This is a genomic window from Musicola paradisiaca NCPPB 2511, from assembly GCF_000400505.1.
In the GTDB taxonomy this organism is placed as follows: Bacteria; Pseudomonadota; Gammaproteobacteria; order Enterobacterales; family Enterobacteriaceae; genus Musicola; species Musicola paradisiaca.
The window spans coordinates 118,320-137,453 of sequence record NZ_CM001857.1; the positions used below are offsets into that span (position 1 = coordinate 118,320).

The 19,134-nt window shown below is 60.3% G+C and carries 19 protein-coding genes; all 19 read right to left on the reverse strand.

Annotated elements, in window-relative coordinates; genetic code table 11:
• Nucleotides 1–177 precede the first annotated feature (177 nt).
• Nucleotides 178–843: a GIN domain-containing protein gene (locus DPA2511_RS00525; protein ID WP_023638087.1), complete on the reverse strand. Its 666-nt coding sequence runs from the start codon at nucleotides 841–843 to the stop codon at nucleotides 178–180.
• 308 nt (nucleotides 844–1,151) lie between these two features.
• Nucleotides 1,152–2,075 (reverse strand): 3-oxoacyl-ACP synthase, encoded by a 924-nt coding sequence (locus tag DPA2511_RS00530; RefSeq protein ID WP_012763743.1) that lies wholly within the window; start codon nucleotides 2,073–2,075, stop codon nucleotides 1,152–1,154.
• Nucleotides 2,076–2,079: 4 nt separating this feature from the next.
• Nucleotides 2,080–2,916, reverse strand: coding sequence for a hypothetical protein (locus DPA2511_RS00535; protein WP_012763744.1), 837 nt, complete (start codon nucleotides 2,914–2,916; stop codon nucleotides 2,080–2,082).
• Nucleotides 2,900–4,036, reverse strand: coding sequence for an acyl-CoA dehydrogenase family protein (locus DPA2511_RS00540; protein ID WP_012763745.1), 1,137 nt, complete (start codon nucleotides 4,034–4,036; stop codon nucleotides 2,900–2,902). The genes DPA2511_RS00535 and DPA2511_RS00540 overlap by 17 nt, the downstream gene beginning before the upstream one ends.
• A gap of 47 nt (nucleotides 4,037–4,083) precedes the next feature.
• The gene (locus DPA2511_RS20800) at nucleotides 4,084–4,959 is read right to left on the reverse strand and encodes a 3-oxoacyl-[acyl-carrier-protein] synthase III C-terminal domain-containing protein (protein ID WP_226376617.1); all 876 of its coding nucleotides are present in this window, start codon (nucleotides 4,957–4,959) and stop codon (nucleotides 4,084–4,086) included.
• 153 nt (nucleotides 4,960–5,112) lie between these two features.
• A complete protein-coding gene (locus DPA2511_RS00550; protein ID WP_012763747.1) occupies nucleotides 5,113–5,631 on the reverse strand; it encodes a hypothetical protein in 519 nt (172 codons plus the stop codon).
• Between the two features lie 5 nt (nucleotides 5,632–5,636).
• A complete protein-coding gene (locus DPA2511_RS00555) occupies nucleotides 5,637–6,767 on the reverse strand; it encodes an acyl-CoA dehydrogenase family protein (RefSeq protein ID WP_012763748.1) in 1,131 nt (376 codons plus the stop codon).
• Complete coding sequence (locus DPA2511_RS00560; protein ID WP_012763749.1) at nucleotides 6,764–7,195, reverse strand: VOC family protein; 432 nt, start codon at nucleotides 7,193–7,195, stop codon at nucleotides 6,764–6,766. The genes DPA2511_RS00555 and DPA2511_RS00560 overlap by 4 nt, the downstream gene beginning before the upstream one ends.
• A gap of 55 nt (nucleotides 7,196–7,250) precedes the next feature.
• Entirely contained in the window at nucleotides 7,251–8,771 is a 1,521-nt protein-coding gene (locus DPA2511_RS00565) for an AMP-binding protein (RefSeq protein WP_012763750.1), read from the reverse strand.
• Nucleotides 8,752–10,302, reverse strand: coding sequence for an AMP-binding protein (locus DPA2511_RS00570; RefSeq protein WP_012763751.1), 1,551 nt, complete (start codon nucleotides 10,300–10,302; stop codon nucleotides 8,752–8,754). The genes DPA2511_RS00565 and DPA2511_RS00570 overlap by 20 nt, the downstream gene beginning before the upstream one ends.
• A complete protein-coding gene (locus DPA2511_RS00575) occupies nucleotides 10,293–10,565 on the reverse strand; it encodes an acyl carrier protein (RefSeq protein WP_012763752.1) in 273 nt (90 codons plus the stop codon). Before DPA2511_RS00575 ends, DPA2511_RS00570 begins: the two co-directional genes overlap by 10 nt.
• Before the next feature lie 5 nt (nucleotides 10,566–10,570).
• The gene (locus DPA2511_RS00580; protein WP_012763753.1) at nucleotides 10,571–12,151 is read right to left on the reverse strand and encodes a class I adenylate-forming enzyme family protein; all 1,581 of its coding nucleotides are present in this window, start codon (nucleotides 12,149–12,151) and stop codon (nucleotides 10,571–10,573) included.
• Nucleotides 12,152–12,160: 9 nt separating this feature from the next.
• Nucleotides 12,161–13,078, reverse strand: coding sequence for a hypothetical protein (locus tag DPA2511_RS00585; protein ID WP_012763754.1), 918 nt, complete (start codon nucleotides 13,076–13,078; stop codon nucleotides 12,161–12,163).
• Nucleotides 13,075–14,403, reverse strand: a complete 1,329-nt coding sequence (gene lysA, locus DPA2511_RS00590) for a diaminopimelate decarboxylase (protein WP_012763755.1) — start codon at nucleotides 14,401–14,403, stop codon at nucleotides 13,075–13,077. Before lysA ends, DPA2511_RS00585 begins: the two co-directional genes overlap by 4 nt.
• Nucleotides 14,396–14,704, reverse strand: coding sequence for a hypothetical protein (locus DPA2511_RS00595; RefSeq protein ID WP_012763756.1), 309 nt, complete (start codon nucleotides 14,702–14,704; stop codon nucleotides 14,396–14,398). Before DPA2511_RS00595 ends, lysA begins: the two co-directional genes overlap by 8 nt.
• Before the next feature lie 222 nt (nucleotides 14,705–14,926).
• Nucleotides 14,927–15,571 carry a 3-keto-L-gulonate-6-phosphate decarboxylase UlaD gene (locus DPA2511_RS00600; RefSeq protein WP_023638088.1) on the reverse strand — a complete coding sequence of 215 codons (645 nt, stop codon included), beginning with the start codon at nucleotides 15,569–15,571 and terminating at the stop codon, nucleotides 14,927–14,929.
• 394 nt (nucleotides 15,572–15,965) lie between these two features.
• Nucleotides 15,966–16,658 (reverse strand): L-ribulose-5-phosphate 4-epimerase, encoded by a 693-nt coding sequence (locus tag DPA2511_RS00605; RefSeq protein ID WP_012763758.1) that lies wholly within the window; start codon nucleotides 16,656–16,658, stop codon nucleotides 15,966–15,968.
• A gap of 57 nt (nucleotides 16,659–16,715) precedes the next feature.
• Nucleotides 16,716–17,192, reverse strand: coding sequence for a PTS sugar transporter subunit IIA (locus tag DPA2511_RS00610; protein WP_012763759.1), 477 nt, complete (start codon nucleotides 17,190–17,192; stop codon nucleotides 16,716–16,718).
• A 69-nt stretch (nucleotides 17,193–17,261) separates the two neighbouring features.
• On the reverse strand, nucleotides 17,262–19,025 hold the full coding sequence (locus DPA2511_RS00615) for a PTS ascorbate-specific subunit IIBC (protein WP_012763760.1): 1,764 nt from the start codon (nucleotides 19,023–19,025) through the stop codon (nucleotides 17,262–17,264).
• Between the last annotated feature and the right edge of the window lie 109 nt (nucleotides 19,026–19,134).

A 19,134-nucleotide genomic window follows, 5' to 3' on the forward strand; every position in this document is an offset into this window, starting at 1 on the left:
GGGTGGCTGGATGGTGCGCCGGCGACGGCATTCTGCTGCTGTGCCTTGCCCACGGCGCCCGCTGCGGTAGACATCGATGCGTGGCGAGTACGGATACTGACGCCGGATGCCGGGTAATGGGAACCGGCTCAGTGTTCCGCCCGCAGCTCAGTGTTCCGTCCGCAGATGTATCACATTTTACCTAGCGGCGGTTTCCGCCGGGCAGCTGTGTTCAACCAGGCTGGCCAGCCCGCCATCGATATGCACGTCGGTCGTTGGTGACACACTGGCCCTGGCGCCGGTCGTCATACTGCCGCTCAGGCGCTTCACGCGGCACAGGCGTGCGTCGGCGCCCATAGCGAAACGCACTACGGCATTATCGGCGGAAAAATCGGAGGCGTTGCGATTGAACGCGGCGCCCATCGCCAACGTCAGGTTGAGCGTGCGGGTTGCGCCTTCGACGTTGACGTCCGCGCCCATACTGGCGTCGATCGTCAACTGGTCGGGCGATACCGCGCAGGCGGGCAAGGCAAACTGAACCCCGGACTGAGCGTTGACGCGGGATAACGGCGCGTTGAGCGTAATGGTGACAACCACACTATGGTCGCGCAGTTTATTGCTGTCATTGTATGGATTATCGATGGTCAACGTATCGTCCTGACGCTGGATAACCAGTTTTTCCAATACGGCCGGTCTGGCGGTGGCGCTGACGCGATTCTCGTTGCCGCACTGGACGGTGACTTCCAGCCCTCGGCTGAGATTCAGTGCTGAAAAATGTGTCAGTTCAACGCTTTTCTGTTGGGTTGGCGAGCAGGCTACGGTGAGCGGCAATAACGCCAGTACCGAAAAAAACAGTGTTTTCATTCCGTGTCTCATGGCTGCTTTCAGCTGGGGTTCCCGATGGTGGGGACTGGCGGGCGAACCATCAGCCTGCGACATTCCCTGTCCGGCTGATACCTGATTGATAAGCCCCGTCCATTGACTCAATCAGGTGGTTCGTACATCCCTGTTTCTTCGCAGAACGGATGCCTGCGAAGTGCGTCCTTGATAGCCATTATGCCGTGTCGCCAGCAAGGTAGTTGTCTGAAATTGAACATTACCGTTTATCGAGCGATCGATCATGCCGCATGGGTTGTCGCTCGTGTTTGGCAGCGCGACAAACCAGACTGGCGTCATACATAGAACAGCCGGCAACTGCCTATCCAGGCGCCCAACCCGACCGACAGCATGACATGCGGCGTTCCGGCGAGAACGGCGGGCAGCGCCATCTGCAACAGCAGCAGTGAATCGGTGGTATAGCAGTGGCCGATATCCGGCATCAGACCGAGCGCAATGGATTCCATCGGGTAGTGATGTCGGCGGGAATAGTTAAGCCAACTGATGCGATTGACGTTATGGGGCAGCAGCATCGGCTGTTCGTGCGGTGTGACGCCGGCACCGAGCAGCGCGGCGCTGACCAGTTCATCGTGCGCCTGATAGAAATCCTTTTTGGCTTGCTCGCCATCGTGGATGCCGGCATGAAACTCCGGGCGTTGCGCCAGAAAAATCGGCCCAATCTGCAAACCCTCGTCGGCCTCTTCCAACAGTAATGCCGAAAAGGCATCGCCGACCAGCGTGCAGCCTGCGACGTACCGTTCCTCTGGGGGAAAGGTGGACAGCGTATCCCCGGCGACGATCGCGATGCGTCGGGCTTGTCGGGCGGCGAGCAGACGCCGGGCCAAATCGAACGCCCAAAACAGCGTGGCGCAATTCTGTTGATCCAACTCGTAACAGGCGGCATCCGGAGTAATAAACGGATGGGCCCGCAAACGCGCGCTCCAGCCAGGCGCATCGGGGTGTTGAACGGGCATGCCGTGAACATAAATCAGCGTATCTGCGGGTAGCGCCGGTTGGGGGGCTTCCTGCTGTAACCGGTCAAGCAGATGAAAAAGCACCTGTTCCACGGAGGTTTTGCCATCCAGTGCGGCCACCTGCCGGAAACCGAACAGTTGTGAGAATACCCTGGCTTCGGAGGGGGATGCGCCGGACTGGGTGATAATCTCCGCCGCACTGATCCTGTTTTCCGGGATCCAGTTTACGAAATGGGTGAGCCGCATAATGCTATCCCCGCAGTGCGACTGCGCTGAGACGCCGCTGGTGCTCCACCAGCAGCAGATAATCATGGCCGGGCTGATAGTGGGCGGCCAGCGCAGCGAACGGCGCGGCGCATAACCACTGTGGATGCGTGGCGATGACGAGTGGTGCGGCCGGCAGCAAGGCCAGTAGCGTCGCGTCTGCGATAATAACGGTATGCTGCGGGCGCAGCTCAAAGCGGGCTATCAGGTGTTGCACTTCCGCTATCACTGTCCTTTGCGTCGTCAGCGGTTGACGATGATATCCCTGATAGCGCAATGCCTGGGGGCGGCGGCTTAGCGTGAGCAGGCCGGCGTTGTTTTCCGGAGTAAGCGTTGACATCAAGTCGGAGCGGTAGTGCAGGTAGCCTTGGTCGGCCATCAACAGCAACGCGTCGCCGGCGTTTTCCTGCTGGCAGTTGGCGATGCTGGCGAGGGCAAATAACGCCGCGTCCGGCCCGCGATCGCTGATAGTTAACGCCAGACAATCCGGCAATCCCAGTTCATGGATAACGTAATTGATTACCGAACTTCCCAAGTGCAAGTCCGGCGTCCAGTGGGCCATCAGAACACTGTCGATACGGCTGAGATCGTGGCGTGCACGGTACGTGGGCAGTAACGGGTCAAGCAGACTGATAAACGAAGACAGCCCGCCGTCAGGCGGCGGGTTGGCCAGCGTATCGCGCCATGACAAGCCGTTGGCGGCCAAAAAGCGGGCGGCGTAGTCGTGCCAGTAGGCCCGCTGTTGATGGCCGGTCGGCAGTATTTCCTCCGTCAGCGTCGAACTGCGGTGCAGTATCGACCGAGGGTCAAGATACGTGGGCACAAACGCCTCCCCGGGCGGTGTGGCAACGGAAACTGTTCATCAGGTGAATATTGGCGGTGCCTTCCATGTACTCGAACGCGAAAGCATCCCGACAACGGCGACGCAGCTGCGGGTTTTCCAGCCATGCCTGGCCGTTCAACAGGTGCGGCATGCGGTGTGCTACGCTTTCCGCAAACAAGGTGCAGCGGCGTTTGAGCTGGCTGGTGGTGTAATACTGCGATGCGCCGTTCTGGTAGTGTTCGGCGATCTCCGCAAGCTGTCGGCGCAGCAGGTGATAGGTGCGCCATTGCTGAGTCACCCAGCGTTGCTGCTCGTCGTCCAGGGGGTGGCCGTCCAGCGCGCTGAGTAAGCCGTATGTCGTCCCCAACGCCATGGCGCTGACCATCGGCCGATGACGTTCGAATACCTGCCCCAACGCATGCAGTCCCTGATTCAACCCTTTACGCTCGTAACCCAAAATATCGGCCGGTTGTACCGGCATGTCGCTAATGCTGATTTCCGTCAGGTTGGAGCCCTGCAGGCCGAATTGTTCCAGCGGCGTGATGGAAATGTGCTGCGCGTAACGTTTCGGATCGACCATCACCAGCCGCTGTGTATCGCCATCCCGGGCGAAGACCAGCCCGACGGAAGCGAGCTGCGCGCCGCCGATGAATTTTTTGTGTGCCGTGAGCAAATACCCGTCGTCGCAGCGGGTCAGCGAAGAGGCGACGGACTGCGTATCTGAACCGACTTCCGGCTCGGTTACGGCGAAGAAAGCCCAGCACGGCGGTGTCGTGAAACGGGAGAAAAAGAACGCCTGTTGCTGCGGTGTGCCGAGTGCGATGACGGCGCGCGCCGACAGCGAGGCGCCCGGCAGCGACATCAGTGCGCTGGCGTCGAATCGGCTGAGATATTCCAGCATATCGATATTATCCTGATAGCTGCAGGCCTCATAATCCCAACCGCGAAATGGAATGAACTGCGGCGGAATGCCGATATAGGAAATGACGTAGAGCAGTTCGTCTTCCAGACTGGACAACGCCAGCGCGCGATCGGTTTCCATCTGGCCGGCGGCGAGCCGCAGTTTTTCGCCCAGCGCATCAAGATCCTTTTTAAGATTACTGAACGTCAGTGCTTTCATGCTATGTCCTGCCTGTCGATAGGGGTGAATCATTACCTTAGCGGTAATCAGGTTGAGGGATTGCCCGACGTTGCAGGGCGAGACTGCGTGTGGCGGGCGGTTGGTATTTCGACGATCAACGACGCATAGGTCGCGCCTAACCCCACGCTGACCAGCATGACTTTATCGCCTGGGCGAACCCGTTGTTGCCGCATCAAAAAGTGCAGATTGATGAACGGGTCGGCGCCGAAGCAGTGGCCGTAGTGGGGGATATTGTCGAGAAAGATTTTTTCTCTGGGAAAATCCAGCAATTGCGCAAGACGGTGCCACGACGACAGGTTGACGTTGTGCGGCGCGATCCAGTCAATCTGCCCGAGCGTCAGGTTCGCCTTGTCCAATGCCGCCAGCAGGTGGCGGCGGGTGAAATCGATGTAATGTTCACCAAATTCGGTGGTTTCCCGTTCGTCGTAGCCCTTCTGGATGCTAAACCGACCATCCTGGCCGGTATGGCGGCTCAGAATCGCGGGGCCGTCGCCCTGTCGGCTGAGCAGCACCGCGCAGGCGGCTTCGCCCATGAGTGTGGTGTCGCGGATCAACTTGACCCGTGGATGGAAAGCCTTTTCGCCGATCAGCAGCAGGCCATAACCCTCCGGCGACAACTGTTTCAGCAGCCACTCGGCAGCCGTCAGCGGCGTGGCGCAATGCCCCATGGTCAGGCTGGCGAATTCCACCTGCGGCGCAAAACGTTGCAGCCAGTTGGGGGTCAGCGCACGTTGGTCGAAGGCCCGAACATCGGGCACGGTATGGCAGTGCGCCACATGGCTGATGGCGGCGAACGCTTGAGGACGTGAAGCTTGTAACTGCGTGATCACCGGCGTCAGCAGCTCGTCCAGCGTACCGTTCCCGCCGTGAAAGCGGCGCAGGCCGTAAAACCGATCGAACATGCGGGTATCCAGCCGGCTTAATCCCCACCTCTTGCGCTACCGTTTCCAGCGTGTGCACGTCGGGCGGAAACGCCATTTCGATCGCGTCAATATGTCCGAGCATGGCGGCGAACCCTAGGGTCAGGCTGGCGTTGGAAAAGGCGCGAACCGGGGTTATGCATCATGATGGCGACCCGGATCGGTAAAACAGCGGTAGGCGTAGGTCACTGGCCCGGCATCGGCGCGCTGGCTGAGACGGAGCAACGGATCGGAAAGATAGAGTAACGCGCTGCCGGTTTCCCGTAAGGTCTGCGCCAGCGACTGTGCCTCCAGGGGGCGTTCCTGTACGCGAATGCCGACGCTGTGGCGAAATCCGGGGGCGGCGAACAGCAGGCTTTGCAACAACGGCGTGCGAAATTGCAACGGCACGCCGCAATATTCATACAGCAGCGTTCCCTGCTTATGTCGTTCGTTAAACCGACGGCACAACTCAACCACCTCAGTAGCATGGCGGCCGGTGGCGTCGGTGTGCCTGGGGGCGTGCAGATACCAGGGCGCCCCGGCTTCCGCCGGGTTGAGCGCGAGCCAGGGGTGCAATGATCGCACCTCGGACGGCGACAGCGGCGTCGCCACCGTTTCCACCGTTAACCGCCCGATGGTTTCCTGTGCCGGCGTGAGTGCGATATCGACCACGTTGGTTATCTCCGATAACCGTGATTAAGCAGGTGGATAAAGGTGGTGCCTTCGGTATATTCGAGCGCTTTCACATCGCGCCAGGCTTTCGCCAGCCGGGGACATTCCCCCAACGCCGCAGGCGGCGCGTGGTGAACCGCATTCATGATCACTTGCTCGGCGATGCGGGTGGAGACCACTTTGATAAGCCCAGCTTCGCGTCCGCAGGCCTCTCCCTGTTCAAGTCGCTCGCAAATGGCACGCGCCTGCGCCATGGCGGCCTGCAATTGGCGCTGCGCTTTTTGCAGCCAGACGCTCTTCGGCGTCGTCCAGCGGTGTTGCAACACCATATCAAGCGCGGAACGGGCAATCCCCAACGCGATGGCACCGACACAGGGGCGCAGCGCATCGAAGGTGATCAGGGCAGAACGCGCAAAACGCTCGGTGGGTTTCAGGTGCTGTCCCAGCAACGCGCTATCCGGCAGGAACAGATCGTGAAAACGCAGGTGCGAGACATTGCAACCGGGCAAGGCGACGATGGGAATACGTTCCGCCGCGATTCCCGGTTGATGGCGTGGCGAGAAGATGAAGACGTTAATACCCAGCGGCCCCGGCGCGGTACGGGCAAAGAGCACGCCGGTATCGGCGATGACGCCGTTGCCGATCAGGTATTTTTCGCCATTGATTAACCAGCCACCATCGACTTTCACGGCCCGAGTTTGTAGTTGCTGGACATCGCTGCCGACGTTCGGCTCCGACATGGCGAAGCTGCTCCAGGTGAGCTCGCGGCTAAATTGCGAGAAAAACTCGTCCCGCTGTGTTTGGCTGCCGATGCTGTCCACCACCATCGCCGCCATGCCTGGGCCGGGGGAGGAGAACAGCAGATTAGGATCGATATAGCCGAAGGATTCGTAGGCTTCGCAACGTAGCGGCAGCGACAGGTTATTCAGCGCAACGCCGGCCTCTTCCAGCCAGCACTGCGGCCGGTAGTCGGCGGGAACGCCGAGCGTATTCAACATCGGCGCCAGCGAATAACCGGCGGTGATGCGCGCTTTTTCCGGGTCGATATCGATCTGGCCGCCAAGATGACGTCCTTCGTCGAGCGTGCTTTCAATCCGCGTTTTCAGCGGTTGCAGGAAGAGGGCATAGTCGGTCACGCAGTTTCTCCTTGCGCCAGCAGAGTGGTGCTGCCGGACATGATCTCCATGATGCCAGCTTCGGGTTTGTACAGATGGCTGGCCAACGGTCCGTCGGGATAGGCATGGAATGGTCTGGTGAGCGCCAGCCACCCGCCGTGAATCAATTGTTGATACTTTTCGGCGAAGTCGTTCACCTCGAAGCAAATATGGTAGGGCAGGCACTCTTTGTGCGCTTTTTCCAGCATGCCGTTCAGCAACCGGTTTTCCGGCAGCGGCTCCACCAGTTCGATCTGCATATCGCCATGGGCGGTGTTCATGAAGCTGACGAAAATCTGCTGGGCCGCTATCTTTTTCCGGTATACGAGAATCTGCGGAAAGAAGTGGGCCATGGCCGCAATGGTGGCATCGCTATTTTTGACGATGTATCCAAGATGGCTGAATTTCATGGCTTTCCCTTTGAAAAATACCGTTTTTACAGCCTAACGACTGTGGCGGTTTTTTTTATTCCTGATTGCAGTTCTCATCGCCGTTGGCAAATTGCTGCATTAACGCCTGACGATCGGTCTTTCCATGCAGGTTGAGAGGGAAAACGTGGGTGAAATACACGGAGCGAGGCACCATGTAAGCAGGCAGCCGACGCGCCAGCTCACGACGGAACGCCTCGCGGTGGCTGGCATCATCGATGGCGAGATGAACGAACAGCACCAGCGCCGTAACTTTGCCGTGTGTTTTTTTCGACACCAGCGCCGCCTGTTGCACACCGTCAATCCGCTGTGCGGTGGTTTCGACTTCGCCGGTCTCGATACGATTACCTTGCCATTTGAATTGCCCATCGTCCCGGCCTTTTATGAACAGTTCGCCATCAGCATTCAGGTACCCCATATCGCCGGTGTAATAGCAACGCTGTCCGCGCCACAACCCGAACAACTGGTTACGGGGATCGTTTTCCGGCAGATACCCAGGGCTGATCTGCGAGCCGAACAGGACGATTTCACCGACCGCCAGGGCCGGTAGGGGACAGCGTTGTTTATCCACGATCGCCATACCGTTGCCGACACCCGGCAACCCGACCGTTAACGGCGGCGTATCCGGCAGGCTCTCCGGCGTCAGGATGGCGGCGTGTGTCATACATGTGGCTTCTGTCGGGCCGTAGCCATTCAGGATCTGCGCCTGTGGAAAACGTGCGTGGAGTGTTTTCACCAGCGACGGCGAGAGCATTTCTCCCCCGATGCCGATGAAGCGCAGATCGGGCAGCTGCGCCTGCTGAAATTGCGTCGCCATACACATGATTTCCAGAAAGCCGGGGGTGGAAAACCAGGTGCTGACCCGCCGCGTCGGTGGGGTGAGGATGTGCAGATTGGCGAGCGGGCGGATATTGTCGCGATGATTCAGCATGATGACGGTTTTTCCGACGGCCAGCGCCAGAAAAATATCCATGACCCCCATATCAAATGACAGACAGGCATGGTTGACGTGAGCGCCGGGATAATGTCGGTGAACCAATGGGATCGCCCAGTCGGCCAGCGCGCCGAAGTTGCCGTAACTGATTTTAACGCCCTTGGGCTCCCCGGTACTGCCAGATGTGGAGAGAATATAAAACACGGCGTCGTGATGGGAGGGAACGACGGGCTGTAATGCTTCATCGGTGCGGCAGTCCTGGCAGCGAAGGATCGGCATAGGGTTGATGGGGAGCGGTAACGGCGGCTCGCCTGCCAATAGCGCCAGTTGTGCACCCGTCATCGTCGCGATGTTGGCGATACGCGGCGCGGGGTTGGCGGTATCGACAAACGTGAAGACGACGGCTTCAAAGGCGCAGGCGATCATCGCGGCGGCGGCGTCCAACTGCTTGTGGCCGTATATCATCACGCAGCCAGGCTGATGGCGGCGGATGGCATTACGCAACGCCTGGATACGCTCACCCAACTGCGCAAAGGTGTATTGGCCCTCGCTGGCGATCAGCGCGATGTCCTCCGGCTGGCGTAGCATCGCGTCGCGCAGGGGGTTAAGAACCGACGAAAACATAGCGTTTACCTCTGTTTGGGGTCTGTTCGGCAATCTGACGGCGATCGAGTTTGCTGTTCAGATTCAGCGTCGGGTCGTCAATCGGGTACCAGAATCGGGGGATCATGTAAGCCGGGACATGGCGTTGCAGGTAGGTTGCCAGCGCCGGGCAAATATCAACCTGATCGCTTAATACAAACGCCTGCAAGGCTTGCGGAATGCCCTGTCGCAGCCAAGGGCTGACGATGACATCCTGAACCTGAGGGTGTTGGCGCAGAAGATGTTCAATCTCACCCGGCGAGATGCGATAGCCCTGAATCTTCAGCTCGTCGTCTTTTCGGCCATGGAAATAGAGCAGGCCGTCGCGCAGCGAACCCAGGTCGCCGGTGCGGTAGCCGCGAACGCCGTTGTGCGTAGTGAAAAAACGGGCCTGTTGCGACGCAGCGGCATTCAGGTACCCTTCGCCGACAGCGGCGCCGCACAGCAGAATTTCACCGCGTCCATCCTGTGCCGCGGTGGTATCGAGATGGATGCCGACGCCGGGGCGAGCACGGCCGATAGGCAACGGCGCCGGGTCGCTCATCATCTCCGGCGTGATATCGCAAGCGGTGACGGCCACCGTGCACTCCGTCGGGCCGTAGGTATTGACGATGCGGCAACCGGGGAAGGCCCGCCACAGCGCCTCGACCATCTCTTTAGGCAACACTTCGCCGCAAAAAATGAAGGTGTTGAGTTGCGGCAGATTCTCCTGCCGAAACTGGCGATCCTGCAGGTAGTTGCGCGTCAGGGAAGGGGTACTGACCCAGGTTTGCACGCCGGTTTCGGCGTGACGGGCGATCATTTTTCGGGTGTTGATGATGTCACGGTAGTCGAGCGTCGAAATCGGCGCAAGGTGAAGCCAGGCCAGCCACAGCTCGTAGAGCGAAACATCGAAACAGTAGCGAATATTGCCGCTGACGGCGCCGGGAGACGGGAAGCGCCCTTCAATCCAGCGCACGAAATGCGCCAGATTGGGATAACCGATGCGAATGCCTTTGGGGGCGCCGGTGGTGCCGGAAGAAAACATGATGTAAGCGGTGCCGCTGATGATGTTGTCGTGGCCGAAGTCCATTCCCATGCGGCGGCAGCGTTCGCTCAGCGACGGCGCGGCCTGTTCGCACAACGCCATTGTGACCGGGATAACCGGAATGCCGCAGTCCGGTGCGGCTTCGTCGGTGAGGTTCAACAGTAACCCGGCCTGAATGCTATCGGCGATGGTACGTAACCGGGCATCGGCGTTGTCGGTTTCCATCGGCACGATGGGGTGGCCCGTCAACAGACAGGCCCAATAGGCGATCAGATAGACCCGGTTTTTGTGGCCGAACAACAACACCGGCGGCCGGGGAGTACGGCCGGCGGTCGCGATGTCAAGCTGTTCCGCCAGCGCCAGCGCGCCCAGATAAAGTTGGCGATAGGTCAGACAGCCGTCGATGTGATGGCAGGCAATGGCGCTTGTCCCTTCAAAGCGGGCGAACAGGGTGATCAGCGGTTGCCAGGATGCGATCAGGCACAAGAGGCGTTGTTCTCCCGTTGGGTATGGATAAAACGGCACAAGGCTTCAATGGTGGCGATCTGCTCGGTATCCAGCGTGACGGGGTTGATCGACAGATCGTCCACCCGCTCTTCCAGGTACATCAGCAGCTCGATGAACACGCCGCTGGTGAACCCCAAATCCCGCTCCAGATGGGTGTGCGGGCTGAGCTCCGACAGATCATCGGTTTCCAGTACCAGGCCAATGGCGGCGACCACGTCATCGTAATAGAGATCCAGTGACATGCGTGTTACTCCGTCAATCCAGGTTGTAAGCGGGATGCCGCCGGTTCGGCGGCGGTACATTGCGCCTTCAACTGCAAGCGGTTGATTTTGCCGTTCGGCGTCAACGGCAACTGGTCGAGCAGTTGGAAACGATGCGGCACCAGATGCGATTCCATCTGGGTTTTGCTCCAGCGCGACAGCGCCTTTTCGGTGATATCGCCGACAGTGACCACGCAAGCGACGATTTCGTCGCCGTAGATCGGGTGCGGCACGCCGAACACGGCGGCCTGTACCACCTGCGGATGCCGGCACAGCACGGTTTCCACTTCTTTCGGCGCGACTTTTTCGCCGCAACTTTTCAGCATTTCGTCCTGCCGCCCGACGAAGTAGAGCAGGCCCTGTTCGTCCAGACGGCACAGATCGCCGGTATAGAGCACCTTTTCGCCCGGCAACAGGCCGGGGCGCAGTTTTTCTGTGGTTTTCTCCTCATTGCGCCAGTAGCCGCACATCACGGTCGCGCCGCGGATCACCAATTCCCCGGTGGCGTTGCGGGTGTGGCGTTGCCCTTGCTCGTCCACCACCCACAGTTCGGTATTGGGAATGGCGACGCCGACGCTTTGCGGGTGGCTGGCCAGTAACTCCGGCGGCAGATAGGTGCAGCGGTGGCATTCCGTCAGCCCGTACATGGAGTAGATCCGCGCCTGTGGAAATAGCTCGCGTAACCGGCTGATATCGTCGGGGTGCAGCGCGGCGGCGGTGTTGGTCAGGGTACGAATGCCGCTGAAGTCGTAGCGCGAGGCGAAGGGCGCGATCAGGCGCAGCATGGTGGGCACAATCGGCAGCACGGTGGCCCGTAATGTCACCATCCGTTGCAGCGACAGCAGCGGGCGGCGGAAGTCCGGCTCCACAATCAGGGTGCACTGTACCCGCGTCGCCATGATCATCTGGTAGAGGCCATAGTCGAAGCTCATCGGGATCATCGACATGATGCGGTCGTCGCTGCGCAATTGCAGGTAGCCGGCAACAGAGTCCGCGGCGGCAGTCATGTTGCGGCGGCTGAGCATGACGCCTTTGGGGTATCCGGTGGAACCGGAGGTGTAGATGATGCAGGCCAGATCGAGGTCGATGCCCGGCACGGCGTCATCCGGCACCGAAATGCGGTAGGGCGTTTCAATCAGCGAAGCGGCTACATCGTCGTTGAACAGTACCTGCACGGCGCGGTTGTACTGTTGCCAGTGCTCGCTGCCGTAGGCGATGCCGATTTCGTTGCGCAGCGCCGTATCCGCCAGCACCAGTCGACAACCGGCGTTGTCCACCAGCCAACTGAGTTTACTGGCTCGGGTGTCCGGGCTGACCGGAATAAATACGGCGCCCAGATACTGCAATGCCCAGAAGCAGGTGATAAATGTCAGCGAGTTAGGCATGTAGACGATCACCCGGTCGCCGCGTTCTACCCCTTGTTGTTGGAGATATTCAGCCAGCTGCCGCGCCTGCAGGCGCAACATGAACCAGCTGATTTCACGGTCGGCGTCGATGATGGCTGCGTGGTTGGCGGCCTCTTGGGCGGCCCGGTCGAGCCAGGCGGTGAGGTGGGCGGTTGGCGTCATGGTGCGTCCTCAACGAGTCAATACAGGGGAATGCGGGAACGGGTTCCGGTCGGGCTGGCAGCGAAATGCGCAGGCGGTGAGATGACGGGCTTCCGCCACCACCATCAGGTAACGATTATCGGGTTGGGCGGCGGTTTTCAGGTAAACGAACGGCGCCGCGCACAGCAGTGATTCCGCCACCTGCGCCAGCTGAGCGTCGCCGACGCCGTTTTGCAACGCGACGAACAGCGTAGCGCCGACCAGCAGCGTAATCGGCAGTGGGTCGGCATGCTGTTCGCGCACCCGCGCCAGCAGCTGGCGGACAGTCAGCGTCAGATCGCCGTCGGAGGCATAAGGCTGGCGATAATACCCCTCGTACACCAGGCCGGACGCCTGCGCGGGCGCGTGTTTTTCGATCAGGATCAGGCTGCAGTTTTTGCGTGGCTGCAACTGACGCAACCGCTCGCTGGGATAAGGCGCCAGATCCTGATCGGCAATCATCAGCAGGGCTTTTTGCCGGGAGGGATCGCCGGTGAGATATTCGTCGATGGCGTACAGTGCGAACAACGGCGCCGCCAGGCCGCGATCGGAAATGGACAGCCCAAAAGCCTGACGCGCGCCGCAGGCGTTGATCAGCGCATTGGGCACCGCGCAGCCGATGTCGGTATCCGGCGTCCAGTGGGCGAACAGCGCCAGATCGATATCCTGTAGCAGATGACGGGTCTGGAGCTCCGGCAGCAGCGCCTGCATCATATGAACGAACGAGAGCTGGCCGCTGTTCAGCCAGCGGTCGAGCCATTCGTTGTCCGGCTCCTGTGTTTCGCCGTGAGAGAGAAAGAACGCACGCAGGTAGTCGGCCATCATGTCCTGACTGGGGTGCGGCGACAGGTCGTCCTGGCTGGAGAAGGTGCGCCACACCATATTGGCCGGCTGGATGCATAGCGTCATGCGTCGTCCTTAACTGCGACAGTGGCAGCGGACATCAACGGTTGCGGACGCTGACGCTCCAGTAGTTGTCGGGACGTTTCCGGCTGGCGGATCAGTAACACGCGATCGCCGTCGACCATAATTTCCGCCGGATAGCCAAAACTGAGGAAATGGCCGGGCGAAGCGGTCAGGCCGTAGGCGCCGGAATGAGTAATGCCGATCAGGTCGCCGACCGTCAGTTCCGGCAGCAACACGTTGTCGCCCAGCAGGTCGGTCGGGGTGCACAACGGGCCGCTGACCTGATAGCGCTGGGTCGGCCGCTGTCGATTGTCCCCCAGCCGACGCAACGGAAAGTTTTTCCGCAGCATGCTGTTGAGGCCTGCCGCCGCGCTGTGGCAGTTGGCGCCGCCGTCGCACACCGCAAACTGTTTGTCGCCTGCGGTTTTCAGCGTGTTGACCCGGGTGACGAACATGCCAGCTTCCGCCACCAGATAACGCCCCAGCTCGATGATGATGCGGGTATCCGGTGCCTGCGCGGCGAAGTCGTCGGCGATGCGGGTCAGCGCGTCGCCCAGTTGCGGCAAATCCAGCGGTTGTTCCTTGGGAAAGTAGGGCACGCCGAACCCGCCGCCGACATCGACAAAGTCCAGCGATAAGCGGTAGCGGTCGCGCAGGGCACGCGCCAGTTGCAGGATGTGGCGGGTGTTGTCGGCAATCGCCTGAGCGTTAAGGATGCGGGTGCCGAGATAAATGTGGAAGCCGCGCAGGGCGATGAACGGCCAGCGCGACAGGCTGGCGAGCGCCGCATGTGCGTTTTCCAGCGACAGGCCGAATTGGGTGGGTTTGCCGCTCATCACCAGCCGGGCGTGCTCGACGTTGAAATCCGGGTTGATGCGCAGCGCCACCGTTTGTACGCTGCCCGACGCCGCAGCCTGCCGGTTGATGGCATCCAGTTCGGCGATCGACTCCGCCACGATGGCGCGTACCTGCTTGTCGATGGCGTGTTCCAGCGCCGCGAGCGATTTGCCGGGGCCGACATACAGCACGCGCTGCGGGGCGACGCCCGCCGCCAGCGCGGTTTCCAGTTCGGTGGGCGAGCAGACTTCGCATCCCGCGCCTTCCGTCACCAGCAGGTTGACCACGGAAAGGTTGGGATTGGCCTTCAGGGAGTAATAGATGTCGATGTTCGACGGTAAGCGCTGGCGCAACTGCCCAAACTGGCGGCGTAGCTGGCGTGCGCTGTATACGTAGAACGGCGTTCCGATACGGCTGGCGATATCGCTGACTGCTACGCCGTCTATGTTTCCTTCATCAAAGCAGGGAGCGCCCGGTTCGGGTTCATGCATGACGGGTTTGCTCTTGCAGGTATCGGGTCAGGCTGGATAGGTCGCGAAAGGTGTCGAACACGCCGTCGTCCATCAGATTGAACAGTTCGCCGGACAGGCCTTGCGTCTCGAAGTGATCGCTCAGTACGGCGATCAAACTGACGAGATTGATGGAATCAAACAGCCCGTCGTCGCCGAACAACGGCGAACCCTGAAAGATATCGTTGATTCGGTGGTGATCGATGCCGATAACCGCCATTTTCTCACGCAACAGGTTGTGAATGTTCTCCGCTTCGTGATTCACCAACGCCGGATGTGCCATGTGATACTCCATTATCAGTGTATTTGTTCGGAGTATAGCGATTGACTTAGCGGCATTTTGTTTGAAATTGCGCAACCGGCATCTGACGGGAGATGGCCATCCGTTAGGTTTAAAAACGGAGATAATCCTCAACGATCACGATGTTATCTCGATTTTTCTGACTGTTAACGAACGGCCGTCCGGCAGTGGCGATGCCCGTAAAGGTCGGGCATTCGGCGCGTATCACCAGTATGTGTCGATTTCGCGGCGCAGAGCTTCGGCGGTGGCCTTGCCGGTTGCAGTCGCCAGCGCGCGCCCGGCGATCAGCGTTTTGGCGTTGATGCCGGCGAACAGGTGGATGTCTTCCGGCACGATACCGCCGGTGATGGAGACGTCGATGCCCAGTTCAGACAGGGCGCGCATCCGGTTCAGGTCGTCCGGCGTCCAGTTGACGCCCGCCAGTTCGGCATCCCGCGAGCGGTGGTAGATAGCCTGCCTGATGCCCATGTCCACCCAGGTTTTGGCGTCGTCCAGCGTCCAGCGGCCGTACAGTTCTATCTGAATTTCGCCGCTGAATTCGTCGGCGACCTTTTTGCAGGCGGCGATGGTGGCGACGTGGGCGGCGGCGGACACGGTAATCCAGTTGGCGCCGGCTTCAAACGCCATGCGCGCCAGAATCGCGCCGCCGTCGGTGGTTTTCATGTCGCAGACCAGAATATGGTTCGGGTGCCGTTTGCGCAGAGTGCGCACGGCGGACATGCCTTCGGCGAAGGCCAGAATGGTGCCGACTTCGATGACGTCCACAAAGCTTTCCACGCTGTTGGCGATGGTAACGGCGGAGGCGAGATCGGTGGAGTCGAGGGCTATCTGCAACAGGGGTTTGGTCATCATGTGTGATCCTTATTCAATACAATAATGTTATAGCGCCGGGCGTCAGTGGCCCGTGGGTGCCTGCGGGTCGACCGCCGGGGTGGGGCGTCCCTCCGGGAACCTCCCCCGGCGTTTCCCGCTTCAATCAGGTTCAACCGGCCGGTCGAGACGCCGGCGTCAGTGGCCCGTGGGTGCCTGCGGGTCGACCGCCGGGGTGGGGCGTCCCTCCGGGAACCTCCCCCGGCGTTTTCCCCGCTTCAATCAGGTTTAACCGGCCGGTGAGGCGCGGGGTGTCAGTGGCCCGTGGGTGCCTGCGGGTCGACCGCCGGGGTGGGGCGTCCCTCCGGGAACCTCCCCCGGCGTTTCCCCGCTTCAATCAGGTTTAACCGGCCGGCGAGGCGCGGGTTCTGTTTCACTGTTGCCCGTAGTAGGCGTTGGCGCCGTGTTTACGGAAGTAGTGCTTGTCCGACAGCGCCTGCTGAATGCGGATCTCGCGGTTTAGCGTGCGGGTGGAGAGCGCCATCGCCGCCACCTCCTCCAGCACCACGGCGTTGTGCACCGCATCGAACGCATCTTTCCCCCAAGAAAAAGGCGCATGGCCGGTGATCACCGCGCTGGGCACCGCCATCGGATCCAGATCGCGCTGGCGGAAGGTTTCCACAATCACGTCGCCGGTATGTTTTTCGTAATCGGTATCGATCTCCGTGCGGGTTAGCGGCCGGGTGCAGGGAATGTCGCCGTAAAAGTAGTCGGCGTGGGTGGTGCCGAGCGCCGGGATGTCCATCCCCGCCTGCGCCCAGACGGTGCCGCTGCGGGAGTGGGTGTGGACGATACCGCCCAGCGCCGGGAAGGCGTGATACAGCACCAGATGGGTCGCGGTGTCGCTGGAGGGGTTGAGCACCCCTTCCACCGTATGTCCGTCCAGATCCACCACCACGATGTCGTCCACCGTCATGGCGTCGTAACTGACGCCGGAGGGTTTGATGGCGATAACCCCTTGCTGGCGGTCGATCTCCGAGACGTTGCCCCAGGTAAACGTCACCAGTCCGTAATGCGGTAGCAGCAGGTTGGCTTCCAGCACCCGTTGTTTCAGCGCGGTAAACATACATACTCTCCCGGCGCGCGGCGGCGGCGCGCCTTGTCAAAAATTATCCGTTCGGCGTCAGGCGATGAGCCCCAGCGCCGCTTCAATCACGCGGTAGACGTCTTCCCGGCTGCGGCAGGCGCGCAGTTTGTCGAGATCGACGCCGGTGTCGCTGTCGTCGTCTTCCAGCACCTTGGTGACTTCCATCAACCCTTCCATGTGTTCGTCGGAGGAGCTGCCGGCCAGCGTGACCAGCACATCCACCGGTTCATCTTCGCCGTCGAATGTCACCGGCGCGTCCAGTGTGACCAGCGCGAACGCCGTCCGGTTGACGCCGTTTTCCGGGCGGGCGTGCGGCATGGCGAACTGCGGAGCGATCACGATATAAGGCCCCATCTGTTCGATGCTGCTGATGATGGCGTCGTGGTAGCGGGGTTCGACGGCGCCGGAGGCGATCAGCATGTCGGTACCGAGCCGGATGGCGTCGCGCCAGTCGGTCGCATGGGCCTGCAACAGAATGGAGTGGTTGTCGATCAATGATTGTTTGAACTTCATGATGTGCTCCTCTGGTCTGCCCGCCATCCGGCGGACAGGGCGTGTTCTATCGGGCTGCCGTCGGTGGCGTCAGAAATCGCCGGCGGTCAGTTTTTTCTGGATCAAGCCGAGCAGTTCATCGCCGAAAGAGTTCGGGTTCAGCATGTTTTGTACGCCGAGTACGAACTTACCCTCGCCCGGCTGCATTTCACCGGCCAGATGGCGGGAGGAGACGATGATGTCGGTGGTGGCCAACTTGGATTTGTAATCTGCGACGGCGCAGGAATCCATGATGTGCGGCACACCCTTTTGCTCCAGGTATTTGCCGATTTTCATTTTCATCATCATGGAAGAGCCCTGACCGTTGCCACACACCGCCAGAATGCGGATGGCGCGCCCCGGCTGCGTTGCGGCATCGTCGTTGTGCGTTGCGGTTTCCGGGATGTCGGCGACGGTCGGAGCGGCGTGCGCGGCGGCGTCTTCTTCAGCGCGCAGGAGGCGGGAGGCGAAATACATATAGACCCCGACGCCCGCCAGCAGCACGAAGAAGAACAGCGAGGAGGTGGACAACCCCTGCATGATAGGCGGGAACAGTAATGCCCAGTCGGCCATCCCCATCCAGGCGTTGAATTTGGCGCCGTGCAGCGCGAACAGGTGGATCGCCCAGGCGGAGCCCAGCACTTCGATGATGCCCATCACGAAGCAGATCTTCATCACCGCTTTCCAGCCGCCGAAGTGGTTGGCGAACACGCCGATGGTGGCGTTGGAGAAGAACATCGGGATAAAGCCGGGGATGATCATGATCGGCGCGTTGAACACCAGCAGCCCGACCACCGCGATGAACTGGCCGATGGTGCCCCACATGAAGCCGAATACCATGGCGTTCGGCGAGTAGGCGTAGATGGCGGCGCAGTCGATAGCCAGCACCGCGTTGGGAATAACCCGTTCGGAGATCCCTTTAAACGCTTCGGACAGTTCTGCGACGAACATGCGTACCCCCGCCACTATCACTTGAATAGCGACGGCGAATTTCAGCCCGGTTTCCAGAATGTAGATAGTCCAGTGGGTCTGCCCGGCCATTTTCTGCAGGTTATCGAGCCCGAAAGAGAGCAGGATGATGCCGAAGAAAACGGTCATGACGATGGCGGTCGCGGTAATACTGTCGTGGAAGATGTGCAGCCATTTCGGCAGTTGCAGGTGGTCGACGCTGTCTTCCTTGTTGCCCAGTTTCGGCGCGACTTTGGTGGCGATCCAGGAGGCGACCTGCTGTTGGTGGCCGATGGAGAAGCCGGCGCCGCCGGTCACGGCTTCGGTGGCCTTGAACATGATGTTCGACGAGATGCCCCAGTAAAGCGCCATGATCACCGCCGAGTAGATGATGGTTTCCCACATCGACGCGCCCAGCACCAGATAGAACACCGCCACCAGCCCGGCCTGCTGGAACATGATATGGCCGGTGAGCATGATGGTGCGGATGCCGGTGTAACGGCGGAATGCCACCAGCAAAATATTGATGCCCAGCGCCAGCAGCACCGCGTAGCCGACCCAGGCGTATTTATCGCCCATGGTTTCCATGGTCGCCATCATGGTGGTGTAGGGGTCGATGACCGAACCGGTGAGGTGGTGGTACTCGGAAATCTTGTCGATGACCGGTTTGAAACCGGCGACCAGCGTGCCGGAGCCCACCTGTACCAGCATAAAACCGACGATGGTTTTGGTGGTGCCTTTGATGACTGTCGTGGTATCGCGCCGCAGCAGCAGATAGCCGATACACGTGACCAAACCGAGCAGCAGCGGCGCTTTGGTCATGACCTGGCTGTAGAAGATGTAAAAGATGCTATATAGGGTTTCCATAATGATGCTCCGTCAAATGAGGACACCTCATTGCTCATGGATCAGTGGTGACGTTTCGCCGTTTGTTCTTGATGTGCTTCTCCGCGCTGTGCCTGCATTCCTTTTCGCG

Excerpts from the sequence above, each read along its gene's own strand:
- DPA2511_RS00610 (WP_012763759.1), bottom strand. The coding sequence starts at position 17,192 with ATGAAGTTCAAACAATCATTGATCGACAACCACTCCATTCTGTTGCAG.
- DPA2511_RS20800 (WP_226376617.1), bottom strand. The coding sequence starts at position 4,959 with ATGTTCGATCGGTTTTACGGCCTGCGCCGCTTTCACGGCGGGAACGGT.
- lysA (WP_012763755.1), bottom strand. The coding sequence starts at position 14,403 with ATGCATGAACCCGAACCGGGCGCTCCCTGCTTTGATGAAGGAAACATA.
- DPA2511_RS00600 (WP_023638088.1), bottom strand. The coding sequence starts at position 15,571 with ATGACCAAACCCCTGTTGCAGATAGCCCTCGACTCCACCGATCTCGCC.
- DPA2511_RS00580 (WP_012763753.1), bottom strand. The coding sequence starts at position 12,151 with ATGACGCCAACCGCCCACCTCACCGCCTGGCTCGACCGGGCCGCCCAA.
- DPA2511_RS00595 (WP_012763756.1), bottom strand. The coding sequence starts at position 14,704 with ATGGCACATCCGGCGTTGGTGAATCACGAAGCGGAGAACATTCACAAC.
- DPA2511_RS00525 (WP_023638087.1), bottom strand. The coding sequence starts at position 843 with ATGAAAACACTGTTTTTTTCGGTACTGGCGTTATTGCCGCTCACCGTA.
- DPA2511_RS00530 (WP_012763743.1), bottom strand. The coding sequence starts at position 2,075 with ATGCGGCTCACCCATTTCGTAAACTGGATCCCGGAAAACAGGATCAGT.
- DPA2511_RS00540 (WP_012763745.1), bottom strand. The coding sequence starts at position 4,036 with ATGAAAGCACTGACGTTCAGTAATCTTAAAAAGGATCTTGATGCGCTG.
- DPA2511_RS00565 (WP_012763750.1), bottom strand. The coding sequence starts at position 8,771 with ATGTTTTCGTCGGTTCTTAACCCCCTGCGCGACGCGATGCTACGCCAG.
- DPA2511_RS00605 (WP_012763758.1), bottom strand. The coding sequence starts at position 16,658 with ATGTTTACCGCGCTGAAACAACGGGTGCTGGAAGCCAACCTGCTGCTA.
- DPA2511_RS00585 (WP_012763754.1), bottom strand. The coding sequence starts at position 13,078 with ATGACGCTATGCATCCAGCCGGCCAATATGGTGTGGCGCACCTTCTCC.
- DPA2511_RS00560 (WP_012763749.1), bottom strand. The coding sequence starts at position 7,195 with ATGAAATTCAGCCATCTTGGATACATCGTCAAAAATAGCGATGCCACC.
- DPA2511_RS00575 (WP_012763752.1), bottom strand. The coding sequence starts at position 10,565 with ATGTCACTGGATCTCTATTACGATGACGTGGTCGCCGCCATTGGCCTG.
- DPA2511_RS00615 (WP_012763760.1), bottom strand. The coding sequence starts at position 19,025 with ATGGAAACCCTATATAGCATCTTTTACATCTTCTACAGCCAGGTCATG.